Raw genomic sequence first — 23,410 nt, forward strand, 5'->3', positions numbered from 1 at the left:
TGGGTCGCGTGATGCCACGCTGGGCGGGGTGACCGGGCATCGAGCCGAGATGGTCGGCTACCCGAGGAGCTGAGCGGCGAGCGTGCCGGCCTCGATCTGCCCACTGCCGTCCAGCACCGTCCACGGCGAGAGCCAGGACACCGCCGCGAGCTGCGCGTACGCCGCGGCCGTGCGCTCCTGGAGATGCGCGTCCGACTCGTACGCGTCCCGTTCCCGCCCCTCCTCGGTGCGCTCCCGGTGCGCGGCCCGCTGCGCGGCCACCTCCCGCGGAACGGCGAGCAGCAGCTGGTGGTCCGGCACGGGCACACCGAACCGCTCCACCTCCAGCTCCCGCACCCAGCCCGCGAACTCGCCGTCGGCGCGCTGGTGCAGCCGCGCCGCGTTGTAGGCGACGTTCGAGGCGATGTAGCGGTCGACGAGCACCACGTCGTGCGACTCGCGCGCGGCCCGCAGCTCCGGGGCCGCCGCGCGCCGGTCCAGCGCGAACAGCAGCGCCATCCCGTGGACGGACGCGGCGAGGTCGCCGTGCCGACCGTAGAGGGCCTCGCGGGCCAGCTCGGCGTGCACGTCGGCGTCGTAGCGGGGGAACGCGAAACGGGCGATCCGCGCACCACTGGCGGTGAGCGCCGTGCACAGCGCGTCGGACAGGGTCCGCTTGCCGGCCCCGTCCAGCCCCTCCACGACGATCAGCCGCCCCATGCGCGCATCATGCCGGGCGCGGATCCCGCGACCGCGGGCGCCTGTACGGGCGGTGCGTCAGCGCCGGGACGTGGCCAGCAGGGTGAGTGCGATCGCCGCGGCGTACGCGACGACGGTCACGGCCATCGGGACGACCAGCGACATCCCGGACCCGACGACCAGCAGGCTGCCGAGGACCGCCGCGCCCAGGGCGCCCCCCGCCTGCCGCGCGGTGTTCAGCACGCCGCTGCCCAGCCCCGCCCGGTGCGCCGCGACGTCGGACATGACGACCGACGTCATCGCCGGCATCGCGAAGGAGCAGCAGCCGAGCACCACGCCCGCGGCCACGACCAACTCCACCGGGCCGGAGGAGCCGCCGGCGAGCAGCAGGCCCGCACCGGTCGCGCCCGCACCCAAGCCGAGGAGCATCGGGACGCGCGGGCCGAAGCGGGCGGTGAGCCGGCCACTCGTCGCGGCGCCCACCGCGATCGCCACGGTGAGCGGGAGGATCTGCATCCCGGCCGCGAACGCCGGCTGTCCGAGCGGGCCCTGCAGGAACAGCGACACGCACAGCAGGGCCCCGTAGAGGCAGAAGTTGAAGAGGAATCCCACGCCCGTCCCCGCCGAGAACCGTCGCGACGCGAAGACCCGCATGGGCACCATCGGCTCGGGGGCGCGGCGCTCGACCCGGACGAAGATCGGGACGAGGAGCGTTCCGCCGGCCAGGAGGGCCAGCGGGAGCGGGTGGGTCCACCCGAGCTGGCCGGTTTCGATGAGCCCGCCGGTGAGAGCGGCGAGCGCAGGCGTTCCCAGCACCAGCCCCTGCAGGTCGAGCGGACCGCCGCGCCGCGCCGGTGACTCCACGGCGAAGCGGCCGATCATCACGATCGCGACCAGGCAGATCGGGACGTTCACCAGGAAGATCGATCGCCAGCCCGCGAGCTCGACCAGGACCCCACCGACGACGGGGCCCGCGGCCATCCCGATGCCGGAGACGCCACCCCACACACCGAGGGCGGGTGCCCGTTCGCGCGGGTCGGGGAACTGCTGGACGATCAGCGCGAGCGAGCACGGCAGCAGCGCGGCGGCGCCGATGCCCTGCAGCGTCCGGGCGGCGATCAGCACCGGCACGTCGGGCGCGGCCGCGCACGCGACGGACGCCAGCGCGAAGACCGCAAGCCCCAGCAGGCAGACTCGCCGCGACCCGAACCGGTCCCCCATCGAGCCCGCGGTGAGCATGCCCGCGGCGAGTGCGACGGTGTAGCTCGCCACGACCCACTGCTGGTCGGCGAGCGCACCGCCCAGGTCGGCACGGACGGCTTCGAGCGCGACGTTCACGACGGTCGCGTCGAGCTGGATGACGAAGAAGCCCAGGCACGCCGCGACCAGCGCCGCCCGCGGCGCCGCGGACGTCCTGCGGGTCTGTTCTCCAGTGCTGCCAGTCATGACCGCAGGATGTGCCGGAAGCGGTTCGACCAGGATCGAATCGTCCACGGCCTACCGTGGGGACGTGACCGCAGGAGACGTGGAGATCAGCGAGGTCACGGCGCTGCTCGCCGACCGGGCGCGGTGCCGGGTGCTCCTCGCGCTGAACGACGGGCGGGCGCTCCCGGCGAGCGTGCTCGCCGACGAGGCGGGCGTCACGCGGGCCACCGCCAGCAGCCACCTCGGCAAGCTGGCCGATGCCGGGCTGCTGCGCGTCGAGGCGCAGGGGCGGAACCGCTACTACCGGCTGGCCGGGCCCCAGGTCGGGGAGCTGCTGGAGAAACTCATGGAGATCGCCCCGGCGCGGCCCGTCCGGTCCCTGCGCGAGAGCACGAAGGCAGCCCAGTTGCGCGCCGCGCGCACGTGCTACGACCACCTCGCCGGGCGGCTCGGCGTGGAGATCATGGCGGCGATGATCGGGCACGGGTACCTGGACGGCGGGGACGGCCGCCACCACCCGGAGCGCAGCCGGCACGACCAGGTCCGGGGGTACGGGCGCGACGTCGCCTACGCGCTGACCCCTGCCGGTTGGCGGCTGCTGGACGAGATGGGTGTCGTCGTCCCGGATCGCAGGCGCCCGCTCATCCGCTACTGCGTCGACTGGAGCGAGCAGCGGCACCACCTGGCCGGCCTGCTGGGGCGCTCGATCCTCGACCGCTTCCGGTCCGCGGGCTGGGTCCGACCGCGGGATCACGGCCGCAGCGTGAAGGTCACGCCGACCGGCGCCGCGGCACTCGCCGAGAACCTGCACATCCAGTGGGCCGCCTGACCAGCCGGCGAGTCGGAGGACATCCCGGCGCGCCCGCTCGTCGGTCGAACGGCACCTTCCGATAGCGCCGTACGAGCGTGCCGTTCGTACGGCTGCGGGTCACGCGATCGCGCGGACCGTCTCCCACGTCGCGGCGAAGCCGGGGTGGAGCGGGAGCTCGCCCAGGCGGTCGGCGCACACCCAGCGCACCTCGAGGGTCTCGGCGGTGAGCGCGGTGGGCAGGACCGCGGTCCGGGCCTGGCCGACCACCGTGGTGTACGACCAGCCCCCGTGGTCGTCCACGTAGGTGCCGGTGACCTCGTAGGCGTCGGCGCGCAGCCCCGCCTCCTCGGCGGCCTCGCGCCGAGCGGCCTGCTCCGCGGTCTCCGCGCGGTTGCGCGCGCCGCCCAGCAGCCCCCACGTGCCGCCGTGGTGGCTCCACAGCGCGCGGTGCTGCAGGAGCACGCACTCGCGGTGCCACAGCAGGAGCCCGGCCGCGCCGAAGAGCCCCCAGTGCTTGTGGCCGAGGGCGCAGTACGTCCAACCGTCGCCGTCGCCGCGGGGGAGCACCACGCATTCACATTATGTCGTGACGCTCCCCCGGGCGAGCTCTCTCAGTACCGGTAGTGCTCGGGCTTGAACGGGCCCTCGACGTCCACCCCGATGTACTCGGCCTGGTCCTTGGTCAGCTTCGTCAGCTCACCGCCCAGCGCCTGCACGTGGATCCGGGCCACCTTCTCGTCCAGGACCTTGGGCAGCCGGTAGACGTCCTTGTTGTACTCCTCGTGCTTGGTGAACAGCTCGATCTGCGCGATCACCTGGTTGGAGAAGCTGTTGGACATCACGAACGACGGGTGCCCGGTGGCGTTGCCCAGGTTCAGCAGCCGACCCTCGGACAACACGATGATCGAGTGCCCGTCCGGGAAGATCCACTCATCGACCTGCGGCTTGATGTTGATCTTCCGGATGCCCGGGTACCGGCCCAGCCCGGCCATGTCGATCTCGTTGTCGAAGTGCCCGACGTTGCCGATGATCGCCTGGTGCTTGGTGCGCGACATGAGGTCCGCGGACACGATGTCCTTGTTGCCGGTGGTCGTGATGATCAGGTCGGCCTGGCCGATCACGTCCTCCAGGCGCGCCACCTGGTAGCCCTCCAGCAGTGCCTGCAACGCGCAGATCGGGTCCACCTCGGTGACGATCACCCGGGCGCCCTGCCCCGCCAGTGCCTCGGCCGAACCCTTGCCCACGTCGCCGTAGCCGCAGACGACCGCGACCTTGCCGCCGATCAACACGTCGGTGGCCCGGTTGATGCCGTCGACGAGCGAGTGGCGGATGCCGTACTTGTTGTCGAACTTGCTCTTGGTGACCGAGTCGTTCACGTTGATCGCCGGGAACAGCAGCAGCCCCTGCTCGGCGAGCTGGTAGAGCCGGTGCACCCCGGTGGTGGTCTCCTCGGTCACCCCGCGGATGTCCGAGGCCACCGTGGTCCAGCGCTTGCCGTCCTCGGCCAGCGAGCGGCGCAGCGTGTCCAGGATGATCCGGTACTCGTCGGAGACGGTGAGGTCCTCGTCCTCGACGGTCGGCACGACACCGGTCATCTCGAACTCCACGCCCTTGTGCACCAGCAGCGTGGCGTCACCGCCGTCGTCGAGGATCATGTTCGGGCCGACCACGTTGCCCGCCTCGTCGGTGAACTTGAACAGCTGCTCGGTGCACCACCAGTACTCCTCCAGCGACTCGCCCTTCCAGGCGAACACCGGAACGCCCGTGGGTGCCTCCGGGGTGCCGTTCGGGCCGACGACGATGGCCGCGGCCGCGTGGTCCTGGGTGGAGAAGATGTTGCACGACACCCAGCGCACCTCGGCCCCGAGGCTGACCAGGGTCTCGATCAGCACCGCGGTCTGCACCGTCATGTGCAGCGAACCCGCGACCCGGGCCCCGTGCAGCGGACGCGCCTCCGCGTACTCGCGGCGCAGCGCCATCAGGCCGGGCATCTCGTGCTCCGCGAGCCGGATCTCCTTGCGGCCGAACTCCGCCAGGCCCAGATCGGCCACGGCGAAGTCGATGCCGTTGCGCTTCTGCAGCCTGCTGCTGATGTCGGCAGTGGCGGTCATGGGGTACTAACGCCTCCTCGTCGGGCTGGTGCGGCCGGCCACGCTACTCGTGCACCGGCTCGCCGGGACTTCGAGGACGGCGGAACGGAGAACATCGGGCCCGCCCTCCTCGTGTGAGTGCAGGCGCCCTTGTTCCGTGTGCAATGGCCAGGTGGTCGAGCGTGGCGGGCTCCGGCCCGTCGCAGCGCCTCTCGACCCCGACTTCGCGATTGCGCCACCCAGGATCCGAGCTCCGGCCGGTGCTGTCAACCGCGCTGGTCATAGGCTGACGCGGTGAGGATCGCGCTGTTCCTGACGTGCCTGGGCGACGCGGTGCACCCCGAGGTCGGCCGGGCCACCGTCACACTGCTGGAGCGGCTGGGACACGAGGTCGTGTTCCCGGCCGACCAGACGTGCTGCGGCCAGATGCACGTCAACACCGGGTACCAGCGCGAGGCGGTGCCTCTCGTGCGCCACCACGTGACCACCTTCGAGCCCTACGACGTGATCGTCGCGCCGTCCGGGTCGTGCGTGGGCTGCGTGCGCCACCAGCACGCGATGGTCGCCCGCGGCGCCCACGACGACCGGCTCGCCGAGCGCGCCGACGCCGTGGCCGCGCGCACGTACGAGCTGTCCGAGCTGCTCGTGGACGTGCTGGGCGTCGAGGACGTGGGCGCCTACTTCCCGCACCGGGTCACCTACCACCCCACCTGCCACTCGCTGCGGATGCTGCGCGTGGGCGACAAGCCCCTGCGGCTACTGCGCCACGTGCGCGGCATGACGTTGCTGGAGCTGCCCGAGGCCGACCAGTGCTGCGGGTTCGGCGGCACGTTCGCGCTGAAGAACGCCGACACGTCCACTGCGATGCTGGCCGACAAGATGCGCAACGTCCTGTCCACCGGCGCCGAGGTCGCCACGGCGGGCGACGCGTCGTGCCTCATGCACATCGGGGGCGGCCTGTCCCGGCTGCGCAGCGGCACCCGCACCGTCCACCTGGCCGAGATCCTGGCGAGCACCTCATGACGACCTTCCTCGGGATCCCCGCCCCGCGCGGGGTCGGGCACCTGCGCGGCGAGCGGTCCTTCCCCGACGCCGCCCGCGGCGCGCTCGCCGACTCCCAGCTGCGGCGCAACCTGGGCCACGCCACCCGCACGATCCGCAACAAGCGCCTGAACGTCGTCGGCGAGCTGGACGACTGGGAGCAGCTGCGCCTGGCCGGCTCGGCGCTCAAGGCCGCCACGATGGCGCGGCTCGACGAGCACCTGGAGCGGCTCGAACGCGAGGTCACCGCGCGTGGCGGCACGGTGCACTGGGCCCGCGACGCGAACGAGGCGAACGCGATCGTCACCGGCCTGGTCCGCGATACCGGGGCGTCCGAGGTCGTCAAGGTCAAGTCGATGGCCACCCAGGAGATCGGCCTCAACGAGGCCCTCGAAGGGGCCGGGATCGAGGCGCACGAGACCGACCTCGCCGAGCTCATCGTGCAGCTGGGCGGCGACCTGCCCAGCCACATCCTGGTGCCGGCCATCCACCGCAACCGCGCGGAGATCCGCGAGATCTTCCTGCGCGAGATGCCGGACGTCGACCCGGAGCTCACGGCCGAGCCGCGCCGGCTCGCCATGGCGGCGCGCGCCCACCTGCGGGAGCGCTTCCTGCGGGCCAAGGTGGCGATCTCGGGCGCCAACTTCGGGGTGGCCGACACCGGCACGCTGCTGGTCGTCGAGTCCGAGGGCAACGGGCGGATGTGCCTCACGCTGCCGGAGACGCTGATCACCGTGATGGGGATCGAGAAGGTCGTGCCGACGTGGCAGGACCTGGAGGTCTTCCTGCAGCTGCTGCCCCGCTCGTCCACCGGCGAGCGGATGAACCCGTACACCTCGGCCTGGACCGGCGTCACACCCGGCGACGGCCCGCAGACGTTCCACCTCGTGCTGCTCGACAACGGCCGAACCGCGGCGCTCGGCGACGACCTGGGTCGCACCGCGCTGCACTGCATCAAGTGCTCGGCCTGCCTGAACGTCTGCCCGGTCTACGAGCGCACCGGCGGGCACGCGTACGGCTCCGTCTACCCCGGCCCGATCGGCGCGGTGCTCTCGCCGCAGCTCACGGGCGTGGAGGACAACGCGTCGCTGCCGTACGCCTCGAGCCTCTGCGGCGCCTGCTTCGACGCCTGCCCGGTGCGGATCGACATCCCGTCCCTGCTGGTGAAGCTGCGGGCCCGGCACGTCGACGAGCAGCGGAAGCGACCGGTGCCGAGCGCCGAGGCGATCGCGATGGCGGCGGCGTCCTGGGTGATGTCCTCCCCGGCCCGCTTCGCGGCGGCCGAGAAGGGGTCGCGGGTGGGACGCGTGCTCGGCCGCCGAACCGGCCGGATCCGTGCGCTGCCACCCCCGCTGTCGGCCTGGACGGCGAGCCGGGACGCCCCGCGCCCGCCGGCGGAGACGTTCCGGGAGTGGTGGGCGCGCGAGCGCGGGGGTGCATCGTGACGGCCCGCGAGGAGGTGCTCGGCCGCATCCGCGCCGCCAACGCCGCCGCCGGGCACCCGCCGCCCCCTGAGGTGCCCCGCGACTACCACCGCAGCGGGGAGTACTGGGCCGGGTCGCCCGAGCTGCTCGCGCTCTTCCGCGACCGGCTCGTCGACTACAAGGCGACGGTGCTGGACGCCCCGGCGGACGGCGTCGGGGAAGCGGTGCGGATCGCGCTGGCCGACGTCGCCGGCGACGTGGTGGTACCACCGGGCCTGCCGGACGGGTGGTGGCCCGGCGACGTCGCGGCCACCCGCCACACCGACGACGGGCTCTCGCCCGCGGACCTCGACGCCGCGGCGGCCGTGCTCACGGGCTGCGCCGCGGCCTGCGCCGTCACCGGCACGATCGCCCTCGACGGCTCGCCGGACCAGGGCAGGCGCGCGATCACGCTGGTGCCCGACGTGCACGTCTGCGTGGTGCGCGCCGAGCAGGTGGTGCAGACGGTCCCGGAGCTCATCGCCGCGCTGGAGCCGACCCGCCCGATCACGTTCGTCAGCGGCCCATCGGCCACCAGCGACATCGAGCTGGAGCGGGTGGAGGGCGTGCACGGCCCGCGCACCCTGATCGTGGTGCTGGCCGGCGCCGCGCGCTGGTGACGGCAAGGTGGCTTCACCTGTGCTGTGCCGGTGAAGCCACCTTGCCGGCATCCGCTGCCTGGCCGGCCTACTTCGGGGCAGCGGCCTTGTCACCGTCCGGCGCGACCGCGAACCACGCCCCGTCGGCGGCGAGAACCGGCTCCCAGGTCTCGGTGCACGGGCTGGCGCACGTGGCGGCCGGCGGCCGCGCGCTGTCGCGGTCGAACCGGTAGAGGGTGAAGCCGAGCCCGTCGACGACCACGGTGCCGAGCTTGGCGGTGCTGTTCGCGCTCACGATCGTTCCCGGCGGCCGCCCGAGCTCGGTGACGGGCGCGGTGCGGCCGGGCGATGCGGGAACGGGGACCTCGCTCACGCTGCAGGCGGAGAGTGCGACGGCGGCGACGGCAGCCAGCGCGATGGTGCGGAACATGCGGGAACCTCCGAGTCGGATCCGGCCTTCGACTCGAAGCACGGGCCGCGGCCCGGGCGGTTCGGACCTCCTCGGCGAGGGGTCCGGCGCCGTCGACGAGCGGCACCACGGAGACCGTCAGCCGAGCAGGTGGTCACGCAGCAGCGACTCGGCCGCCTCCGTACGTCCGCGGGCGGCGAGGAGCCCGGCGGGAACCACCGCGAAGTCGGAGTCGACCACGACCGGCGCGTCGGCGAGCACCGGCGCGAGCACGGGGTCGGTGCGCAGGGTGGCCACCACCGCAGGGAGGCCACCGGCGAGGTTCCGCTGGCGGAACACGCCGCCGGCCAGCACCACGAGCCCCACGTCACGCCCGGCGTCGCCGTGCACGCGCAGGTGCCTGCGTACCGCGATCACGGCCGCGAGGGCGGCGATGCGCCGGTCCTCGGCGGCGCTGCCCCGGTCGCGCGGGACGTAGCCGGTCTCGGTGGCCATCCGGGCGACGGTGGGGCCCAGCAGGTCGGCCTCCACCGGGTCGACGATGCCCTCCGCCTGGCTCTCGACGAGCACGCCGCCCGCGGCCGCGCGCACGCCGAGGTCGCCCTCGACGGTGCGGACCGGCTCGGCCCGGTCGGCGGAGTGGACGTCGGTGGTCGCGCAGCCCACGTCGACCACGAGCACCCGCGCGTCGCAGATCGCGGCGAGGCTGGTGGCCGCGTGCCCCACCGCCTCCGGCGTGACCACCCGCACCAGCCTGCGGAACCGGGGCGCGACGGCCGGGCCGCGGCCACCGATCGCGTGTCGCCGGTACAGGTCGGCGAGTGCGGCGCGCGCCGGGCCGGGCACCACCTCGCCCAGGCGGGGAAGCACGTTGTCGCACGCCACCACGCTGCGGCCGGTGGCGCGCAGCAGCGCGAGCGCGTCCTCGCGGGCCGCGGAGTTGCCGGCGAGCACGATCGGGTGGCGGATCCTGGCCCTGGCCAGACGACTGGCGTTGTGCAGCAGCCCGGCCGGGTCGTCGCCGTCCGCGCCGCCCACGAGCAGCACCACGGCCGGGCGGGCACTGCGCAGCAGCCGGACGTCCGACGGCTCCAGCGGACCGGCGTGCACGTGGACCACGTGCGCCCCGGCGGACACGGCCACCCGGTGGCCCGCCTCGGCCGCCGACAGCCGGTCGGCCCCCACCACGGCGAGGCGCAGCCCGCCCCCCGCCGACGAGCAGGCCAAGAGCTCCGGCTCCTCGCCGCCGCCCGCCGCGGACACAGCGCGCACGGCGGCGTCCATGCCGGCGAGGACGTCACCGGTGGTGGTCGGGTGCTCGGCGAACCCCGCCAACGAACCGTCCGCGTGCACCAGCGCCGCCTTGGTCCACGTCGACCCCACGTCGAGGCAGACCGATGCGGCCTGGTCGGTGGGAGTCACGGCGCACGAGCCTAATCGCTGGTGACCCGGTTGGCGCTCGATGGAGCCGATGGTGCGGCCACTCGTCCGGAGGTAACTTTCGGTGACGCATGCCACAGCCGCGCCCCAGGAGGCCCTCGATGCTCGGTCTGATGCAGGATCGACCGCTCGCCCTGCCGCACGTCTTCCACCGGGCCGAGCAGTACTTCGGGCACAAGACGATCGTCACCGCGGGCACCGCGGAGGAGACCCGCACCACCGTGGCCGAGTGGGCCCACCGCGTGCGGCGGCTGGCCACCGTGCTGGACACCCTCGACGTCAGCGCGGACGGGCGGGTGGGCACGTTCGCCTGGAACACCGCTCGTCACCTGGAGCTGTACCTCGCCGTCCCGTGCACCGGACGGGTGCTGCACACGCTGAACATCCGGCTCTTCCCCGAGCAGCTGGTCTACGTGGCGAACCACGCCGAGGACGAGGTGGTGTTCGTCGACCGCTCCGTGCTTCCGCTGTTCTGGCCGCTGGTGGACAAGCTGGAGACCGTCCGGCACGTCGTCGTGCTCGACGACGGCGCCGACACCGAGATCCCCACCGACCCGCGCGTGCACGACTACGAGGAGCTGCTCGCCGCGGCGACCCCGTTCGAGGGGCGGTTCGAGATCACGGACGAGAACACCGCGGCGGCGATGTGCTACACCTCGGGCACCACCGGCAACCCGAAGGGCGTGGTCTACAGCCACCGCTCCACCGTGCTGCATTCCCTGATCACGCTGATCGCCGACGGTGCCGCGCTCTCGGAGCGCGACGTGCTGCTCCCGGTCGTCCCGATGTTCCACGCCAACGCGTGGGGCCTGCCGTACGGGGCCCTGCTGGCGGGCGCCGACCTGGTGTTCCCCGGCCCGAACATGACCCCCCAGGCCATCGCCGGGCTACTGGAACGCCGCCGCGTCACCGTCACCGGCGGCGTGCCGACGATCTGGATGGGGATGCTGCCGCTGCTCGCCCAGCACGACCTGAGCGCGCTGCGCACGATCCTCTGCGGCGGGTCGGCCGTGCCGAAGGCGCTCTCGGAGGCCTACCGGGAGGCCATCGGCGTGCCGATGCTGCACGCCTGGGGGATGACCGAGACCAGCCCGATCGCCAGCATGTCCACCCCGCGCTCGCACCACGCGTCGCTCACCGAGGCCGAGCGCGCCGACGCCCGCGCACGGCAGGGCCAGGCCGTGCCGCTGGTCGACCTGCGGCTGGCCGACCCGGCCACGGGTGAGCCGCAGCCGTGGGACGACGTCGCGACCGGCGAGATCCAGGCCGCCGGACCGTGGATCGCCGCCGAGTACTACCGCGGCGAGGGCGGCGGCGCCCAGTTCACCGACGACGGCTGGCTGCGCACCGGCGACGTCGCGGCCGCCGACCGGTACGGCTTCCTGCGGCTCGTCGACCGCACCAAGGACCTCATCAAGTCCGGCGGCGAGTGGATCGGCTCCGTCGAGCTGGAGAACGAGATCATGGCGCACCCGAAGGTCGCCGAGGCCGCCGTGATCGCGATCCCGCACCCGAAATGGGTGGAACGTCCGCTCGCCTGCGTCGTCGTCAAGCCGGGCGAGACGCTCACCGCCGACGAGGTCATCGCCCACCTCGAGTCCCGCGTGGCGAAGTGGTGGCTCCCCGATGCGGTGGAGTTCATCGACGAGGTGCCCAAGACCAGCGTGGGGAAGTTCTCCAAGAAGACGCTTCGTGAGAAGTTCGGTGGCTACCAGGTAACCGCACCCGCAGCGGCCAGCACGACCGATGACGGCAGGACATGACAACGGCACGACTCGTCTCGACCCGCACCACCACCAACCGCCCGAACGGGAGCCTGCCGCACACGATGAGCGGTGCTTCGCGGAGCGACCCCCCGCGAACGTCACCGCTGCAGAGCCCGGAGCTCACCGCCCTGCGGATCGCGTACTCCGACATCTCGACGATCGCCTCCTCGCTCGAGGAGGAGGACTCCTGGCTGCCCACCCGCTGCCTGGGGTGGACGGTGCGCGACCTGCTCGTGCACCTGCTCGGCGACGTCCAGCGGGCGCTCGTGGCACTGGCCAGCCCGGCCGCCGGGCCCGCCGACCGCGACGCCGTCACCTGGTGGTCGGACGTCGAGCCGACCGACGACCCCGGCTTCCGCGAGCTGCGCAACCTGCGCACGATCGCCGGGGCCTGGGAGCTCGAGGACCTGGTGCGCACCTTCATGGAGACCACGCGTGCCGTCGTCGGGCTCGCCGGGCGCACCCCGCCCGAGGCGCTGGTCGCGACGCGCGGCCACGTCCTGCAGGCGGTGGACCTCGTCACCACGTTGGCGGTGAAGGCGGCCGTGCACCACCTCGACCTCGTACTCGAGCTGCGCCGCCCCGGCCCCCGGCCCGAGCCCCTCGCGCTGGTGCGCTGCACGCTCGACGCGCTGCTCGGCCACCCGGCGCCCACCGACTGGCCGGACGAGCGCTGGGCGCTGCTCGGGACGGGCCGGGTGCCGCCGGGCGGCGGCGAACGCCGGGCGCTGGGAGCGGCGGCGGCCCGCCTCCCGTTGATCTGCTGACGCGGGCCGCCGCCACGTAACCTGCCGTCGTGGAGATCGCCGCGCTCGCCCAGCGGGTACGCACGGCGGCTCCCCGGTGCGGCCCGACCCGCCTCGTCTGCATCGACGGCCCGTCGGGCTCCGGGAAGACGACGCTCGCCGCCCGGCTCGCCGCGGCGCTCGACGACCCACCGGTGCTGCACATGGACGACATCTACCCCGGGTGGGACGGGCTCGCCGCCTCCGTCCCGCTGCTGCACGAGCAGGTGGTGGCGCCGCTGGCCGCGGGCCGCTCCGCCGCCTACCGCCGCTACGACTGGCACCGCGGCGGGTTCGCCGAGGCCCACGACCTCGGGATCCCGGAGGTGCTCGTCGTCGAGGGCGCGGGTTGCGGGGCGCGCCTCATCGCCGATCGGGCCGTCCTGCTCGTGTGGATCGAGGCGCCCCGTGACGAGCGGTTCCGGCGCGGGATCGCCCGCGACGGCGAGACGTACCGCCCGCACTGGGAACGGTGGGCCCGGCAGGAGGAGGCCCACTTCGCGGTCGAGGGGACGGCGCTCCGGGCGGACATCCGCGTCGACGGCGCGCCGACGCCACCCCACGACCCGGCCCGGGAGCTGGTGCTGCTCCCCGGGTAGCCGCCTGCGGGCGCTCAGCGGCCGGTCGGCACCGACGCCAGGCGCTCCAGCAGGTCCGCGATGCGCGCGCGGTCGGCGGCGAGCGCCGCATCGGGATCGCCCCCCGTTCCGGTGTGGGTGAGCACCAGCCGGGCGCCGTGCCCGGTACCGGCCACCAGCTCCCACCGCACCGAGCCGCCCTCCTCGGCGTCGTGCTCCAGCACGTGCTCGCGGGCGGAGGCGCCCGGCGGGGCCAGCTCGGCGAGCACGCCCCACACCCCCTCGACCGGGCGGGTGAGCTGGCGCTCGTGCCGCACCCGCCAGCCGTCGGCCCCGGTCTCGACGGTGCCGGCATCCAGCCCGAACTGCGCGACGAGCCGCTCGTGCAGCGCGATGTCGTCCACGCCGGGGTCGGTGCCGGGGCGCCCGTCGAGTGCGAGGTCCAGCGCCACGATGCAGGTGTGCCAGCCGGCACCGAAGCTCGCCGCGCCCGCGCGGTCGTCGAACGTGTGCAGCAGGACCAGCCGGGTGCCCTCGCCGTCCGGATGGATCTCCCAGCGCAGGTGGTCCGTGCCCCACGTGTAGGCGATCAGGCGCGGCGGGTCGAGGTCGGTGATGGTGCCCGTATCGCCATCACCGTCCAGCTCGAAGGTGAGCGCACCGCCCGCCCGCAGGTCGAGCGTGACGTTCCCGGGGAACCAGTCCGCGAGCCGGTCCGGCTCCGTCACCGCCTTCCAGACCTTCTCCGGCGGGTGCTTCAGCCACCGCTCCATGCGCAGCACGGAACGTCCTTCGCTGGTCTGCAGGCTCTCGGTCATGTCTCCTCCGGGTCGGCATCGAGGTGCCGCTCGAGGGCGTCGAACCGGTCGGCCCACATCCAGCGGTACGGCGCGAGCCACTCGTCGACCTCGGCGAGCGGCGCCGGGTCGAGCTCGTACCACCGCCGCTGCGCATCGGCCCGCACCTTCACCAGCCCTGCCTCGCGCAGCACCCGCAGGTGCTTGGACGTGCCCGGCTGGCTGAGCCCGAGCTCGGCGGTGAGCTCCCCGACCAGACGCGGGCGCTCCCGCAACAGGTCGAGGATCCGCCGGCGGACCGGTTCCGCGAGCACCTCGAACGTCACCTGGCGAACATACCTCTAGAGCTATATAGCTGCAAGTGCATGTTCATCGCTGACGTGCACGCCGACCCAGCATCGAGTGCGAGCGTCCGTAGGCGAAGTAGACGACGAGGCCGATCACCATCCAGATGACGAACCGCAGCCAGGTTTCGACCGTCAGGTTGATCATCAGCCAGAGGCATGCCAGCACGGAGAGGATCGGCACCAACGGCACGAGGGGTGTGCGGAACGCCCGCGGGAGGTCCGGACGGGTGCGCCGCAGGATCAGCACACCGATCGACACCAGCACGAACGCGAACAGCGTGCCGATGTTGACCATCTCCTCCAGCGCCCCGATGGGGAAGAACGTGGCGACGACCGCCACGATCGCACCGACGACCAAGGTGGCTCGGTAGGGCGTGCCGTGCGCGCCGGTGTGCGCGAGCCAGCGCGGCAGCAGCCCGTCGCGCGCCATTGCGAAGGCCACGCGGACCTGCCCGAGCAACAGCACCATGACCACGGTGGTGAGGCCGGCGAGCGCGCCGATCGCGATGATCGTGGCCGCCCAGTCCACGCCGAGCGTGGCGAAGGCCGTGGCGAGCGTGGCCCGGGTGCCGTCCGGCTGGGTCTGGAGGTCCGTGTAGGGCACCATCCCGGTGAGCACCAGGGAGACACCCACGTAGAGCACCGTGACGATGGCCAGCGATCCGAGGATGCCGCGAGGGACGGACCGCTGCGGGTTCTTGGTCTCCTCGGCCGTCGTCGCGACGATGTCGAACCCGATGAACGCGAAGAACACCAGCGACGCCGCGGCGAGCAGGCCGTACACCCCGTACGTGCTGTTCGCCCCGCCGCCGAGCACCGAGAGCAGCGACTGCTGCAGGCCGGAGTCGGACGCGGTGGCCGGGGCGGGCGGCGGGAGGAACGGGCTGTAGTTCGCGGCGTTGATGTAGAAGAACCCGAGGACGATCACGAAGAGGACGATCCCCACCTTGATCGTCGTGATCACCATGCTGAACCGGCTGGAGAGCTTCGTTCCGAGCGCGAGCAGGGTCGTGAGCACGGCGACGAGCAGCAGTACGCCCCAGTCGACGTCGACGCCTCCGACGGTCACCGTGGTGGGCACGTCGGCGCCGAACTGCTTGAAGACGGTCTGCAGGTACTCCGACCAGGCCTTACCCACCACAGCGGCCGCCACGGCGAACTCCAGCACCAGGTCCCAGCCGATGATCCACGCGATGAACTCGCCGAAGGTTGCGTAGGAGTACGTGTAGGCGCTGCCCGCCACCGGCACCGTGGAGGCGAACTCGGCGTAGCAGAGCGCGGCGAGGCCGCACGCGATCGCCGCGAGGACGAACGCCAGCGAGACCGAGGGGCCCGCCACATTGCCGGCGGTGCTCGCGGTCAGGGTGAAGATGCCGGCCCCGACCACGACCGCGACGCCGAAGACGATCAGGTCCCAGGTCGTCAGGTCCTTGCGGAGCTTGGTGTCCGGATCGTCGGTGTCGGCGATCGACTGCTCGACCGACTTGGTACGCATGATCCCGTTGCGGGTCTCGCCGAGGGCCATCCGGGCAACCTAACCGTCGGCCCTGTGGGCGGCCAATCCTGCAGAAGGGGTGGTCAGCCCGCCAGAGTGGCCCGGTCGAGGTCCGGCTCCAGGTAGATCAACCGGGCGACCGGCACGCGTTCGCGCACCCTGGCCTCGGCGGCGTCGATGGCGGCCGCGACGCCCTCCAGCGGCAGGCCGGGCGCGAGCGCGATCTTCGCGGCCACCAGCAGCTCCTCCGGGCCGAGGTACTGGGTCCTGATGTGGATGACGCGCTGCACGTCGCCCGTCTCCAGGGCCGAGCAGATGTCCGCGAGCACCGGCGGTGCGACACCCTCGCCGATGAGCAGGCTCTTCATCTCGACGATCAGGATGACCGCGATGACGCCGAGCAGCACACCGATGCAGATCGTACCGACGGCGTCCCACACCGGGTCGCCGGTGAGGACGCTGAGACCGACGCCGAGCAGGGCGAAGACCAGCCCCACGAGCGCGCCGAAGTCCTCCAGCAGCACCACCGGCAGCTCCGGCACCTTCGCCTGGCGGATGAACTGCCACCAGGTGGCCCTGGCTTTCAGGGGACGGGACTCGTGGATCGCCGTGCGGAACGAGAACCCCTCCAGCGCGATCGCGACCAGCAGGATCAGCACCGCGACGATCGGCGACGTGAGCGGCTCGTGGGACTCCAGCTTGTGGATGCCCTCGTAGATCGCGAACACCGAGCCGAGCGTGAACAGCAGCAGCGCGACGACGAACGAGTAGAAGTACCGGTCGCGGCCGTAGCCGAAGGGGTGCTCCGGGGTGGCCGCTCGCCGCGCCGTGCGCCCGCCGAGCAGGAGCAGACCCTGGTTGGACGTGTCGGCGACCGAGTGCACGGCCTCGGCGAGCATCGAGGACGACCCGGTGACCAGGAACCCGATGAACTTCGCGAGCGCGATCCCCGCGTTGGCCAGCAAAGCCGCCACGATCGCCCGCGTTCCCCCACCTGCTGCCATGGAGCAAAAGCCTAGACCGGACGAATCCCGACAGCCGGGAGGATGGCCTGGTCGACGATCTCCGCCAGCAGATGAGGTCGTGAGTGGATACGAGTGCTCCAGCACTCGTATCCGCTCACGGGTTGGTCAGGCCTCGAGGGAGTCGCTCGCCAGGAAGAGCTGGGTGCCGTCGGCGCGCGGCTCGACCGTGACGGCGGTGTCGGTGGCGCTCAGCCACAGCGAGGCGCCGCGGCCGATCTCCAGCTCGCCGCCGAGGGACCGCACGTACGCCTTCCCCGCGGTGCAGAGCACGATGCGCGGTCCGCCGTCGGGCACGGGCACGGGAGCGCCCGGGGCGCCGTCGAAGCGGCGGAGCAGGAACTCCTCTGCCGGGGTGTCGTAGCGCACCCAGTCGCCGTCCGGCTTCCCGGCGACGATCGGTGGGGGCGTGGCGTGGAAGTCGAGCACGCGCAGCAGCTCCGGCACGTCCACGTGCTTGGGGGTGAGCCCGCCCCGCAGCACGTTGTCCGAGTTGGCCATGAGCTCGATGCCCGCCCCGGACAGGTACATGTGCAGGTTGCCCGCGGGCAGGTACAGGGCCTCGCCCGGCTCGATCGTGACCCGGTTGAGCAGCAGCGCGGCCAGTACGCCCGCGTCGCCCGGGTAGCGCTCCGACAGTTCGAGGGCGGTGCGCGCCTCGGTGGAGAACTCGCCGTCGCCGCCCGCGAGGCCGACGCAGCCTTCCTGCAGCGCGGGCACGAGCGTGTCGAGCACGGCCTGCGGCAGCGTGATCCAGGTCGTGAAGAGGGCGCGCAGGCCGTCGGCGTCGGGCTGGGCGGCCAGCAGCTCGGCGTGCCCGGCCAGCTCGCGAACCCCGAGGGCCCGCAGCAGCCGCACCGTGACGGCCGGGTCGCGGAAGCCGACGAGCGCGTGGAACTCGGTGAGCGCGCAGATCAGCTCGGGCTTGTGGTTGGCGTCCTTGTAGTTGCGGTCGGCCGCGTCACGGGCGATCCCCGCGGCCTCCTCGCGGGCGAACCCCTCCCGGGCCTGCTCCAGGCTCGGGTGCGCCTGCAGCGACAGCGGCTCGTCGGCGGCCAGCACCTTGAGCAGGTACGGCAGCGTGGAGTCCCAGCGCTCGCTGCGCTCGGGTCCGAGCAGCTGCTTCGGGTCGGCGCCCAGTGCGTCGAGCAGCGAGGTGCGGCCCCCGTCCGAGTGGACGAGGTGCGACGGGTCGGCCGGATGGGCCCCGAGCCACATCTCCGCCTGCGGATGCGCCGAGGGCACCTCCTGCCCCAGCAGGTCGGGAATCATCGTGCGCGAGCCCCACGCGTAGGCACGCACGGGGTTGTCCAGCAGCTCCACGTCCGGTCAGCTCTCCTCAGGCAGGCTCGATGGTGCGGGTGGCCAGTCCCAGGTACACCGCGGCCACGTCCAGCCGGGACGCGAGCAGCGCGGCCCGGAGCAGGGCCGCGTGCCGGGTGCCGCGCGCAACCTCGTCCACCGGGTGCTGCACGTCGGCCGCCGGCCATCCGCGCCCGGCACGCCGCAGCGTCACCTGACCGGGATCATCCTCCCCGGTGGCCAGTAGCACGAGCCGGACGGGGGGTGCATCGGCGGATCCGTCCGGATCGGCGAACGGGTCGCGGAAGATGTCGGTGCCGGAGGCCTCGCGGTCGAGCGCACGCACGAGCGCGGTGGCCCCGGCCCCCTCGGTGACCTCTGCGGAATGGGCGACGACGCCGGCGTGCGTGGCGAGCGCGGTGGCCCCGTGAGCGGCGACGGCCGCCGCGAGCCGGTCGGTGCCCCACAGTAGCGGGGTGTGGTCGGCGAGGCGGAGCGCGAGCGACTTGGCCGGGTTCATGAACGGTTCGTGGCCGGGCTGGTTGCGCTCGGCCTCGGCGTCGAGGGCGTCGGCGACCGCGTCCATCCCCAGGTCGAGGGGCGCGTCGAGCAGGCCGAGGGCGCGGATGGCGGCGAGGCCGACGGCCAGCGCCCGCGGCAGGTCCAGCCCGGGCGGCACCGGGATGCGCGGCTCCACCAGCCGGGCCCGGCCAGCGCCCGCCGACGCCACCGGCCCCTCGCCGGGCGAGGACAGCACCACCTCGGCACCGCGGCGCACGGCGAGCACGACGCTGTCGGCGAGTTCGGCGTCGGTGGCCTCCGCGGTGTGGGCCACCACGACGTCGAGCGGCCCGATCCAGGACGGCGTGGCGTCGGTGAGGACGACCGGCACCGGCGCCGCCGGGCCCAGCAGCGCGGCCAGGATCCCGAAGGCCGTGGCCGACGCACCCGGCCGGTGCAGCAGCACCAGCGCGCGCGGCCGGTGGCCTGCGAGCTCGCCGACGCCCGCCTCGGTGGCGCCCTGCGCGGCCGACCTCACCTGCGCGCCCGCAGTCGCCGCCGAACGCAGCACACCGCCCGTGTCGAGCGCCGCCAGCGCCCGCGGGTCGGCGAGCAGGGTGTCGTCGAGCACGGTCAGCCGCCGGCCGACGCCGGGTCGGGCGGGATCGCCTCGTCCAGCAACAGCACCGGGATCCCGTCGACGATCGGGAACCCGCGCCCGCACTCGGTGCAGGTGAGCACGTCGGCATCGGGGTCGGCCGGCGTGCCGGCCCGCAGCGGGGCGTGGTCGTCGGACGGGCAGGCCAGGATCTCCATGAGCTGGGGGTCGAGCTGTACGGCCACGAGCCTCCTCCTTCGCAAGGGCACGCGGAACTGACCGCGATGTTGCCAGTGCGCGGCGCGGTCCGCCCGGTTCGGCTGCCCGGAAATCGGGCGCCGCGGCTAGGCGCGGACCACCCCGAGCACCTCGTCGCGCAGCGCCGCCATCGCGGCGGCGTCGGCGGCCTCGACGTTCAACCGCAGCAGCGGCTCGGTGTTGGACGGGCGCAGGTTGAACCACGAGCCGTCCGGCAGGCTCACCGTGAGCCCGTCGAGCTCGTCGAACTCGACCCCCTCGCGCGCGCCGTACGCCTGCTTGACCGCGGCGATCCGCTCGGCCTGGTCGGCCACCGTCGAGTTGATCTCGCCGGAGGCGGAGTAGCGCTCGTAGACGGCCATCAGCTGCGACAGCGGCGCGTCCTGCTCGGCGAGCGCCGCGAGCACGTGCAGCGCGGCCAGCATGCCGGAGTCGGCCTTCCAGAAGTCGCGGAAGTAGTAGTGCGCCGAGTGCTCGCCACCGAACACCGCGCCGGTCTCGGCCATCGTCTGCTTGATGAACGAGTGCCCGACGCGCGTGCGCACGGGTGTGCCGCCGTGCTCGAGGACGATCTCGGGCACCGCCTTGGACGTGATCAGGTTGTGGATGACACTGGCGCCCGGGTCCTTGGCCAGCTCGCGGACGGCGACGATCCCCGTGATCGCGCTCGGGCTCACCGGTTCGCCGCGCTCGTCGATCACGAAGCAGCGGTCGGCGTCGCCGTCGAACGCGAGGCCGATGTCGGCGCCCTCGGCGACGACGCGCTTCTGCAGGTCGACGAGGTTGGCCGGGTCGAGCGGGTTGGCCTCGTGGTTGGGGAACGTGCCGTCGAGCTCGAAGTACATCGGCACGACGTCGAACGGCAGCGGCTCGAACACGGCGGGCACCGTGTGGCCGCCCATGCCGTTGCCCGCGTCGACCACCACGCGCAGCCGGCGGGACCCGCTGAGGTCGACGAGCTTGCGCAGGTACGCCGCGTACTCCGAGAGCAGCTCACGGTTGCTGACCGTGCCGCCACCCGGCCCGGCGAACACCCCCGCCTCGACGGCGGCCCGGATCGTGGCGAGCCCGGTGTCCTGCCCGATCGGCGTGGCGCCCGCGCGGCAGAGCTTGATGCCGTTGTACTTGGCCGGGTTGTGGCTGGCGGTGAACATCGCGCCGGGCAGGCCGAGGGTGCCCGATGCGAAGTAGAGCATGTCGGTGCTCGCGAGCCCGATGGAGACGACGTCGAGGCCCTGCCCGGTGACGCCCTCGGCGAACGCGGCCGAGAGCTGCGGAGAGCTGTCGCGCATGTCGTGGCCGATCACGACGCCCTGCGCGCCCTCGTCCCGTACGAGCGCGGCCATCGCCGCACCGATGTCCCTGACGGTGGAGGCGTCGAGCTGCTCGCCGACCACACCGCGGATGTCATACGCCTTCACGATCGCGCCGAGATCTGCCACGGGACAGACCCTAGCGACCCCCACCGGACGTCCCGCACATACCTCGACGGCCCAGGTTCCCGCTGGCCGCACCGCCGAACCGCCGAGTATGTCCAATACGAGGCCGGTCCGCCGGCGCACCCACCGAAAACCTGGATCCGCCGATCTACGCACCGGACGTCCGGCGGGGGCCGCTAGCGAGGCGCTCCCTCAGTCCTCCGCGGGCCCGGGGAGGACCCGCAGATGACCCCGCCGCCCCGTGCCCGTGGTAGGCACCGGATCAACGGGCCGGTCGGCACGCCCGGCCTCCCGCACCGCCTCGGCGAGGGCGGTGAGGTCGTCGCTGTTGTGCTGCGGCGGCGCGAACTCGCCCTCGAACCGCACGACCTCCCAGCCCCGCGGCGCCGTAAGGCGGTGGGCGTGCTGGGTGCACAGGTCGTAGGAATGGGGCTCGGCCTGCGTGGCCAGCGGGCCGACGACCGCCGTGGAATCGGCGTAGACGTAGGTGAGCGTGGCCACCGCGGGCTCGGTGCACCCGGTTCGTGAACACCGCCGCACACTCAGCACGTCGGGGACGATACCCCGTCCGGCCCCCGCTACCCCGCCGCGACGCGCGGCCGTCCGCGACTGACTCCCCCTACCCGGCGAGCGGTTCGGCCATCCCGGCGAGCCGCGCGTCCGTTCGGGGGAGTCGCGCGTTCGGCCGGCCGAGTCGTCCCGCCCGAGGTGCCGGCCGACGACCATCGCCGGGCCGGGTGGTGTCGCCGCCGCGGCGGTGTCGCGGAGTGGGGCGGGCGACCGCGGGGCCGTAGCATTCACGGGGTGACGACCGCGCGCCGCACGCTGCGCCGCTCTCCCCGGAGGCGGGACCGCCGGGGTCGCGGCCTGCGCGGGCTGATGTACCCCGCCACCACCCCGGCCTCGCGCACCCGGGCCGAGAAGTTCGACGCGATGGTCCTGGAAGCGCTCGAGCCGATCGAGCTGCGCTGGGGATCCGAGCTCTCCGACCTCGACCTCGCCGTCGACGAGGTCCCGGAGGTCGAGGAGACCTCGCCGGACGACGTGGTCTGGGGCCAGGGCGTGCTCGCCGACGTCGGCGTGCCGCTCGCGCAGCTCGTGCCCGCGGGCGTCGACCCGGAGGGGTTGCCGTCACGGGCCCGCATCGTGATCTACCGCAGGCCCCTCGAAGCGCGGGCCCGCGACGGCGCCGATCTCGCCGACCTCCTGCACGAGGTGCTCGTCGAGCAGGTGGCCGAGTACCTCAACATCGAGCCCGACGCCGTCGACGGCGGCGAGAGCTAGCGGCTCAGGAGGCCGCGCGGCGCAGCCTGCGCCGCTCGCGCTCCGAGAGCCCGCCCCAGATCCCGAAGCGCTCGTCGTGCGCCAGGGCGTACTCGAGGCACTCCGCCCGGACCTCGCAGCCCGAGCAGATGCGCTTGGCCTCCCGCGTGGAGCCGCCCTTCTCCGGGAAGAACGCCTCCGGGTCCGTCTGTGCGCACAGCGCACGCTCCTGCCAGTCCTGCTCCTCGCCGTCCTCCTCGGCAAGGGCGACGATGGCTTCGCCGAACGGGTCGGTGGCCGGATCCGGCACTCCCGCTGAGGTTTCGACCAGCCCCATCGTGGCTGTGATCACATTCACTATTGCCCACCTCCCCGCGCGCCCCCGGCGTGGCTGCCACCAACCCTACGGGCTGGGAATGACAGCGATGTAAGTACAGCGCTGTCGGTTCGAGGTTCGCAAGCTGAAGCTGCCGACCGGGTGATGCAGTCCACCCGGTCGGTCGCTTGTTCAGCACAATGATCCGGTGCGTGTCGAACCTCATCGGGTCAGCCCGTGGTTCCTGCTGCTCGTGGTGATCACGGCGGCCGGGGCCCTACTCACCGTGATCGGCACGCCGACCGCGGCCACCGAGGGCACCCCGGTGCTGCTCACGACGGGGGTCGTGCTGCTCGTGCTCGGCGGGTGGGCCGTGTCGCTGTGCCTGCACGAGTTCGGGCACGCCATCGTCGCCTATCGCGCGGGCGACCGCTCGGTGCGCGCCAAGGGCTACCTCACCCTCGACATCCGCCGCTACGCCGATCTCGGCCTGTCGCTGGTGCTCCCGATCCTGATCCTCCTCATCGGCGGGATCCCGCTCCCCGGTGGCGCGGTGTGGATCGACCACGCCGCGATCCGGTCCCGGGGCGCGCGGAGCCTCGTGTCGCTGGCGGGCCCCGCGACCAACCTGGTGCTCGGCGCGGTGCTCACCGCGGCCGTCGCACTGGTGGAGATGCCGATCGGGCTCGCCGTCGGGCTGTCGTGCCTCGCGTTCATCCAGGTGATCGCGTTCGTCCTCAACATCCTCCCGATCCCCGGCCTCGACGGGTTCGGCGTGATCGAGCCGTTCCTCTCCCCGAACGCGCGCCGGATGGCGGCGCGGGTGCGGCCGTGGGCGCCGCTGGTGCTGTTCCTGCTGATCATCGGCGTACCGGGCGTCAGCTCGGCGTTCTTCCAGGTCGGCGGCGCGGTCTTCGCCGCGGTCGGCGGCGAGGCCACGCTCGCGTTCGCCGGCTACGGGGAGCTCCTCTTCTGGCGCTGACCGTC

General features: G+C 73.1%; 25 protein-coding genes. 9 read left to right on the plus strand and 16 right to left on the minus strand.

The window, feature by feature from the left end; all coding sequences use genetic code 11:
- Positions 1–57 precede the first annotated feature (57 nt).
- Both ABEA81_RS02900 and ABEA81_RS02905 read right to left on the minus strand, forming a co-directional pair.
- The gene (locus ABEA81_RS02900; RefSeq protein ID WP_345603027.1) at positions 58–699 is read right to left on the minus strand and encodes a dTMP kinase; all 642 of its coding nucleotides are present in this window, start codon (positions 697–699) and stop codon (positions 58–60) included.
- Positions 700–756: 57 nt separating this feature from the next.
- A complete protein-coding gene (locus ABEA81_RS02905) occupies positions 757–2,124 on the minus strand; it encodes an MFS transporter (RefSeq protein WP_345603028.1) in 1,368 nt (455 codons plus the stop codon).
- A gap of 64 nt (positions 2,125–2,188) precedes the next feature.
- On the opposite strand from ABEA81_RS02905, the gene ABEA81_RS02910 reads away from it, so the two are divergent.
- Complete coding sequence (locus ABEA81_RS02910) at positions 2,189–2,932, plus strand: ArsR/SmtB family transcription factor (RefSeq protein WP_345603030.1); 744 nt, start codon at positions 2,189–2,191, stop codon at positions 2,930–2,932.
- A gap of 99 nt (positions 2,933–3,031) precedes the next feature.
- Here ABEA81_RS02910 and ABEA81_RS02915 read toward each other — a convergent pair whose 3' ends face one another.
- Positions 3,032–3,484 carry an NUDIX domain-containing protein gene (locus ABEA81_RS02915; protein ID WP_345603031.1) on the minus strand — a complete coding sequence of 151 codons (453 nt, stop codon included), beginning with the start codon at positions 3,482–3,484 and terminating at the stop codon, positions 3,032–3,034.
- Positions 3,485–3,525: 41 nt separating this feature from the next.
- Complete coding sequence (gene ahcY / locus ABEA81_RS02920; protein ID WP_345603032.1) at positions 3,526–5,025, minus strand: adenosylhomocysteinase; 1,500 nt, start codon at positions 5,023–5,025, stop codon at positions 3,526–3,528.
- Between the two features lie 273 nt (positions 5,026–5,298).
- Here ahcY and ABEA81_RS02925 point away from each other — a divergent pair, with 273 nt between their 5' ends.
- The 3 genes from ABEA81_RS02925 to ABEA81_RS02935 are packed head-to-tail and all read left to right on the plus strand — an operon-like array spanning position 5,299 to position 8,128.
- Positions 5,299–6,027, plus strand: coding sequence for a (Fe-S)-binding protein (locus ABEA81_RS02925; RefSeq protein ID WP_345603033.1), 729 nt, complete (start codon positions 5,299–5,301; stop codon positions 6,025–6,027).
- Positions 6,024–7,490: a LutB/LldF family L-lactate oxidation iron-sulfur protein gene (locus ABEA81_RS02930; protein WP_345603034.1), complete on the plus strand. Its 1,467-nt coding sequence runs from the start codon at positions 6,024–6,026 to the stop codon at positions 7,488–7,490. Before ABEA81_RS02925 ends, ABEA81_RS02930 begins: the two co-directional genes overlap by 4 nt.
- Positions 7,487–8,128, plus strand: coding sequence for a LutC/YkgG family protein (locus ABEA81_RS02935; protein WP_345603035.1), 642 nt, complete (start codon positions 7,487–7,489; stop codon positions 8,126–8,128). The genes ABEA81_RS02930 and ABEA81_RS02935 overlap by 4 nt, the downstream gene beginning before the upstream one ends.
- A gap of 67 nt (positions 8,129–8,195) precedes the next feature.
- On the opposite strand, the gene ABEA81_RS02940 is transcribed toward ABEA81_RS02935, so the two are convergent.
- The gene (locus tag ABEA81_RS02940; protein ID WP_345603037.1) at positions 8,196–8,537 is read right to left on the minus strand and encodes a hypothetical protein; all 342 of its coding nucleotides are present in this window, start codon (positions 8,535–8,537) and stop codon (positions 8,196–8,198) included.
- 117 nt (positions 8,538–8,654) lie between these two features.
- Positions 8,655–9,938, minus strand: a complete 1,284-nt coding sequence (locus ABEA81_RS02945) for a glutamate mutase L (protein WP_345603038.1) — start codon at positions 9,936–9,938, stop codon at positions 8,655–8,657.
- A gap of 119 nt (positions 9,939–10,057) precedes the next feature.
- Between ABEA81_RS02945 and ABEA81_RS02950 the strand changes: the two genes are divergently transcribed.
- From ABEA81_RS02950 to ABEA81_RS02960, 3 genes are read left to right on the plus strand one after another with little or no spacing between them, the layout of a single operon-like run.
- Entirely contained in the window at positions 10,058–11,719 is a 1,662-nt protein-coding gene (locus ABEA81_RS02950; RefSeq protein WP_345603040.1) for a long-chain fatty acid--CoA ligase, read from the plus strand.
- A complete protein-coding gene (locus ABEA81_RS02955) occupies positions 11,716–12,489 on the plus strand; it encodes a maleylpyruvate isomerase N-terminal domain-containing protein (RefSeq protein WP_345603041.1) in 774 nt (257 codons plus the stop codon). Before ABEA81_RS02950 ends, ABEA81_RS02955 begins: the two co-directional genes overlap by 4 nt.
- A 29-nt stretch (positions 12,490–12,518) precedes the next feature.
- Positions 12,519–13,106 (plus strand): uridine kinase family protein, encoded by a 588-nt coding sequence (locus ABEA81_RS02960; RefSeq protein WP_345603042.1) that lies wholly within the window; start codon positions 12,519–12,521, stop codon positions 13,104–13,106.
- 14 nt (positions 13,107–13,120) lie between these two features.
- Here ABEA81_RS02960 and ABEA81_RS02965 read toward each other — a convergent pair whose 3' ends face one another.
- The 9 genes from ABEA81_RS02965 to ABEA81_RS03005 form a co-directional block, all read right to left on the minus strand.
- Positions 13,121–13,903 (minus strand): SRPBCC family protein, encoded by a 783-nt coding sequence (locus ABEA81_RS02965; RefSeq protein WP_345603044.1) that lies wholly within the window; start codon positions 13,901–13,903, stop codon positions 13,121–13,123.
- Positions 13,900–14,208, minus strand: a complete 309-nt coding sequence (locus tag ABEA81_RS02970) for an ArsR/SmtB family transcription factor (protein ID WP_345603045.1) — start codon at positions 14,206–14,208, stop codon at positions 13,900–13,902. The genes ABEA81_RS02965 and ABEA81_RS02970 overlap by 4 nt, the downstream gene beginning before the upstream one ends.
- Before the next feature lie 43 nt (positions 14,209–14,251).
- Positions 14,252–15,754 carry an amino acid permease gene (locus ABEA81_RS02975; RefSeq protein ID WP_345603047.1) on the minus strand — a complete coding sequence of 501 codons (1,503 nt, stop codon included), beginning with the start codon at positions 15,752–15,754 and terminating at the stop codon, positions 14,252–14,254.
- A 53-nt stretch (positions 15,755–15,807) separates the two neighbouring features.
- Positions 15,808–16,728, minus strand: a complete 921-nt coding sequence (locus ABEA81_RS02980; protein ID WP_345603048.1) for a cation diffusion facilitator family transporter — start codon at positions 16,726–16,728, stop codon at positions 15,808–15,810.
- Between the two features lie 126 nt (positions 16,729–16,854).
- Positions 16,855–18,069 carry a mannose-6-phosphate isomerase, class I gene (gene manA, locus ABEA81_RS02985; protein ID WP_345603049.1) on the minus strand — a complete coding sequence of 405 codons (1,215 nt, stop codon included), beginning with the start codon at positions 18,067–18,069 and terminating at the stop codon, positions 16,855–16,857.
- A 16-nt stretch (positions 18,070–18,085) separates the two neighbouring features.
- Positions 18,086–19,180 carry an SIS domain-containing protein gene (locus ABEA81_RS02990; protein ID WP_345603051.1) on the minus strand — a complete coding sequence of 365 codons (1,095 nt, stop codon included), beginning with the start codon at positions 19,178–19,180 and terminating at the stop codon, positions 18,086–18,088.
- Between the two features lie 2 nt (positions 19,181–19,182).
- Positions 19,183–19,392, minus strand: coding sequence for a Trm112 family protein (locus tag ABEA81_RS02995; RefSeq protein WP_345603052.1), 210 nt, complete (start codon positions 19,390–19,392; stop codon positions 19,183–19,185).
- Between the two features lie 99 nt (positions 19,393–19,491).
- Positions 19,492–20,847, minus strand: a complete 1,356-nt coding sequence (locus ABEA81_RS03000) for a phosphomannomutase/phosphoglucomutase (RefSeq protein WP_345603053.1) — start codon at positions 20,845–20,847, stop codon at positions 19,492–19,494.
- Positions 20,848–21,036: 189 nt separating this feature from the next.
- Positions 21,037–21,393 carry a DUF3499 domain-containing protein gene (locus tag ABEA81_RS03005; protein WP_345603054.1) on the minus strand — a complete coding sequence of 119 codons (357 nt, stop codon included), beginning with the start codon at positions 21,391–21,393 and terminating at the stop codon, positions 21,037–21,039.
- Between the two features lie 255 nt (positions 21,394–21,648).
- On the opposite strand from ABEA81_RS03005, the gene ABEA81_RS03010 reads away from it, so the two are divergent.
- Positions 21,649–22,128 carry a metallopeptidase family protein gene (locus ABEA81_RS03010; RefSeq protein ID WP_345603055.1) on the plus strand — a complete coding sequence of 160 codons (480 nt, stop codon included), beginning with the start codon at positions 21,649–21,651 and terminating at the stop codon, positions 22,126–22,128.
- A gap of 4 nt (positions 22,129–22,132) precedes the next feature.
- Here the strand turns inward: ABEA81_RS03010 and ABEA81_RS03015 are convergent, their stop codons facing one another.
- Positions 22,133–22,444, minus strand: coding sequence for a WhiB family transcriptional regulator (locus tag ABEA81_RS03015; RefSeq protein WP_425570438.1), 312 nt, complete (start codon positions 22,442–22,444; stop codon positions 22,133–22,135).
- 187 nt (positions 22,445–22,631) lie between these two features.
- Between ABEA81_RS03015 and ABEA81_RS03020 the strand changes: the two genes are divergently transcribed.
- The gene (locus ABEA81_RS03020; RefSeq protein ID WP_345603058.1) at positions 22,632–23,405 is read left to right on the plus strand and encodes a site-2 protease family protein; all 774 of its coding nucleotides are present in this window, start codon (positions 22,632–22,634) and stop codon (positions 23,403–23,405) included.
- The last annotated feature ends 5 nt before the right edge of the window (positions 23,406–23,410 follow it).

Source organism: Pseudonocardia adelaidensis, from assembly GCF_039543345.1.
Lineage (GTDB): Bacteria > Actinomycetota > Actinomycetes > Mycobacteriales > Pseudonocardiaceae > Pseudonocardia > Pseudonocardia adelaidensis.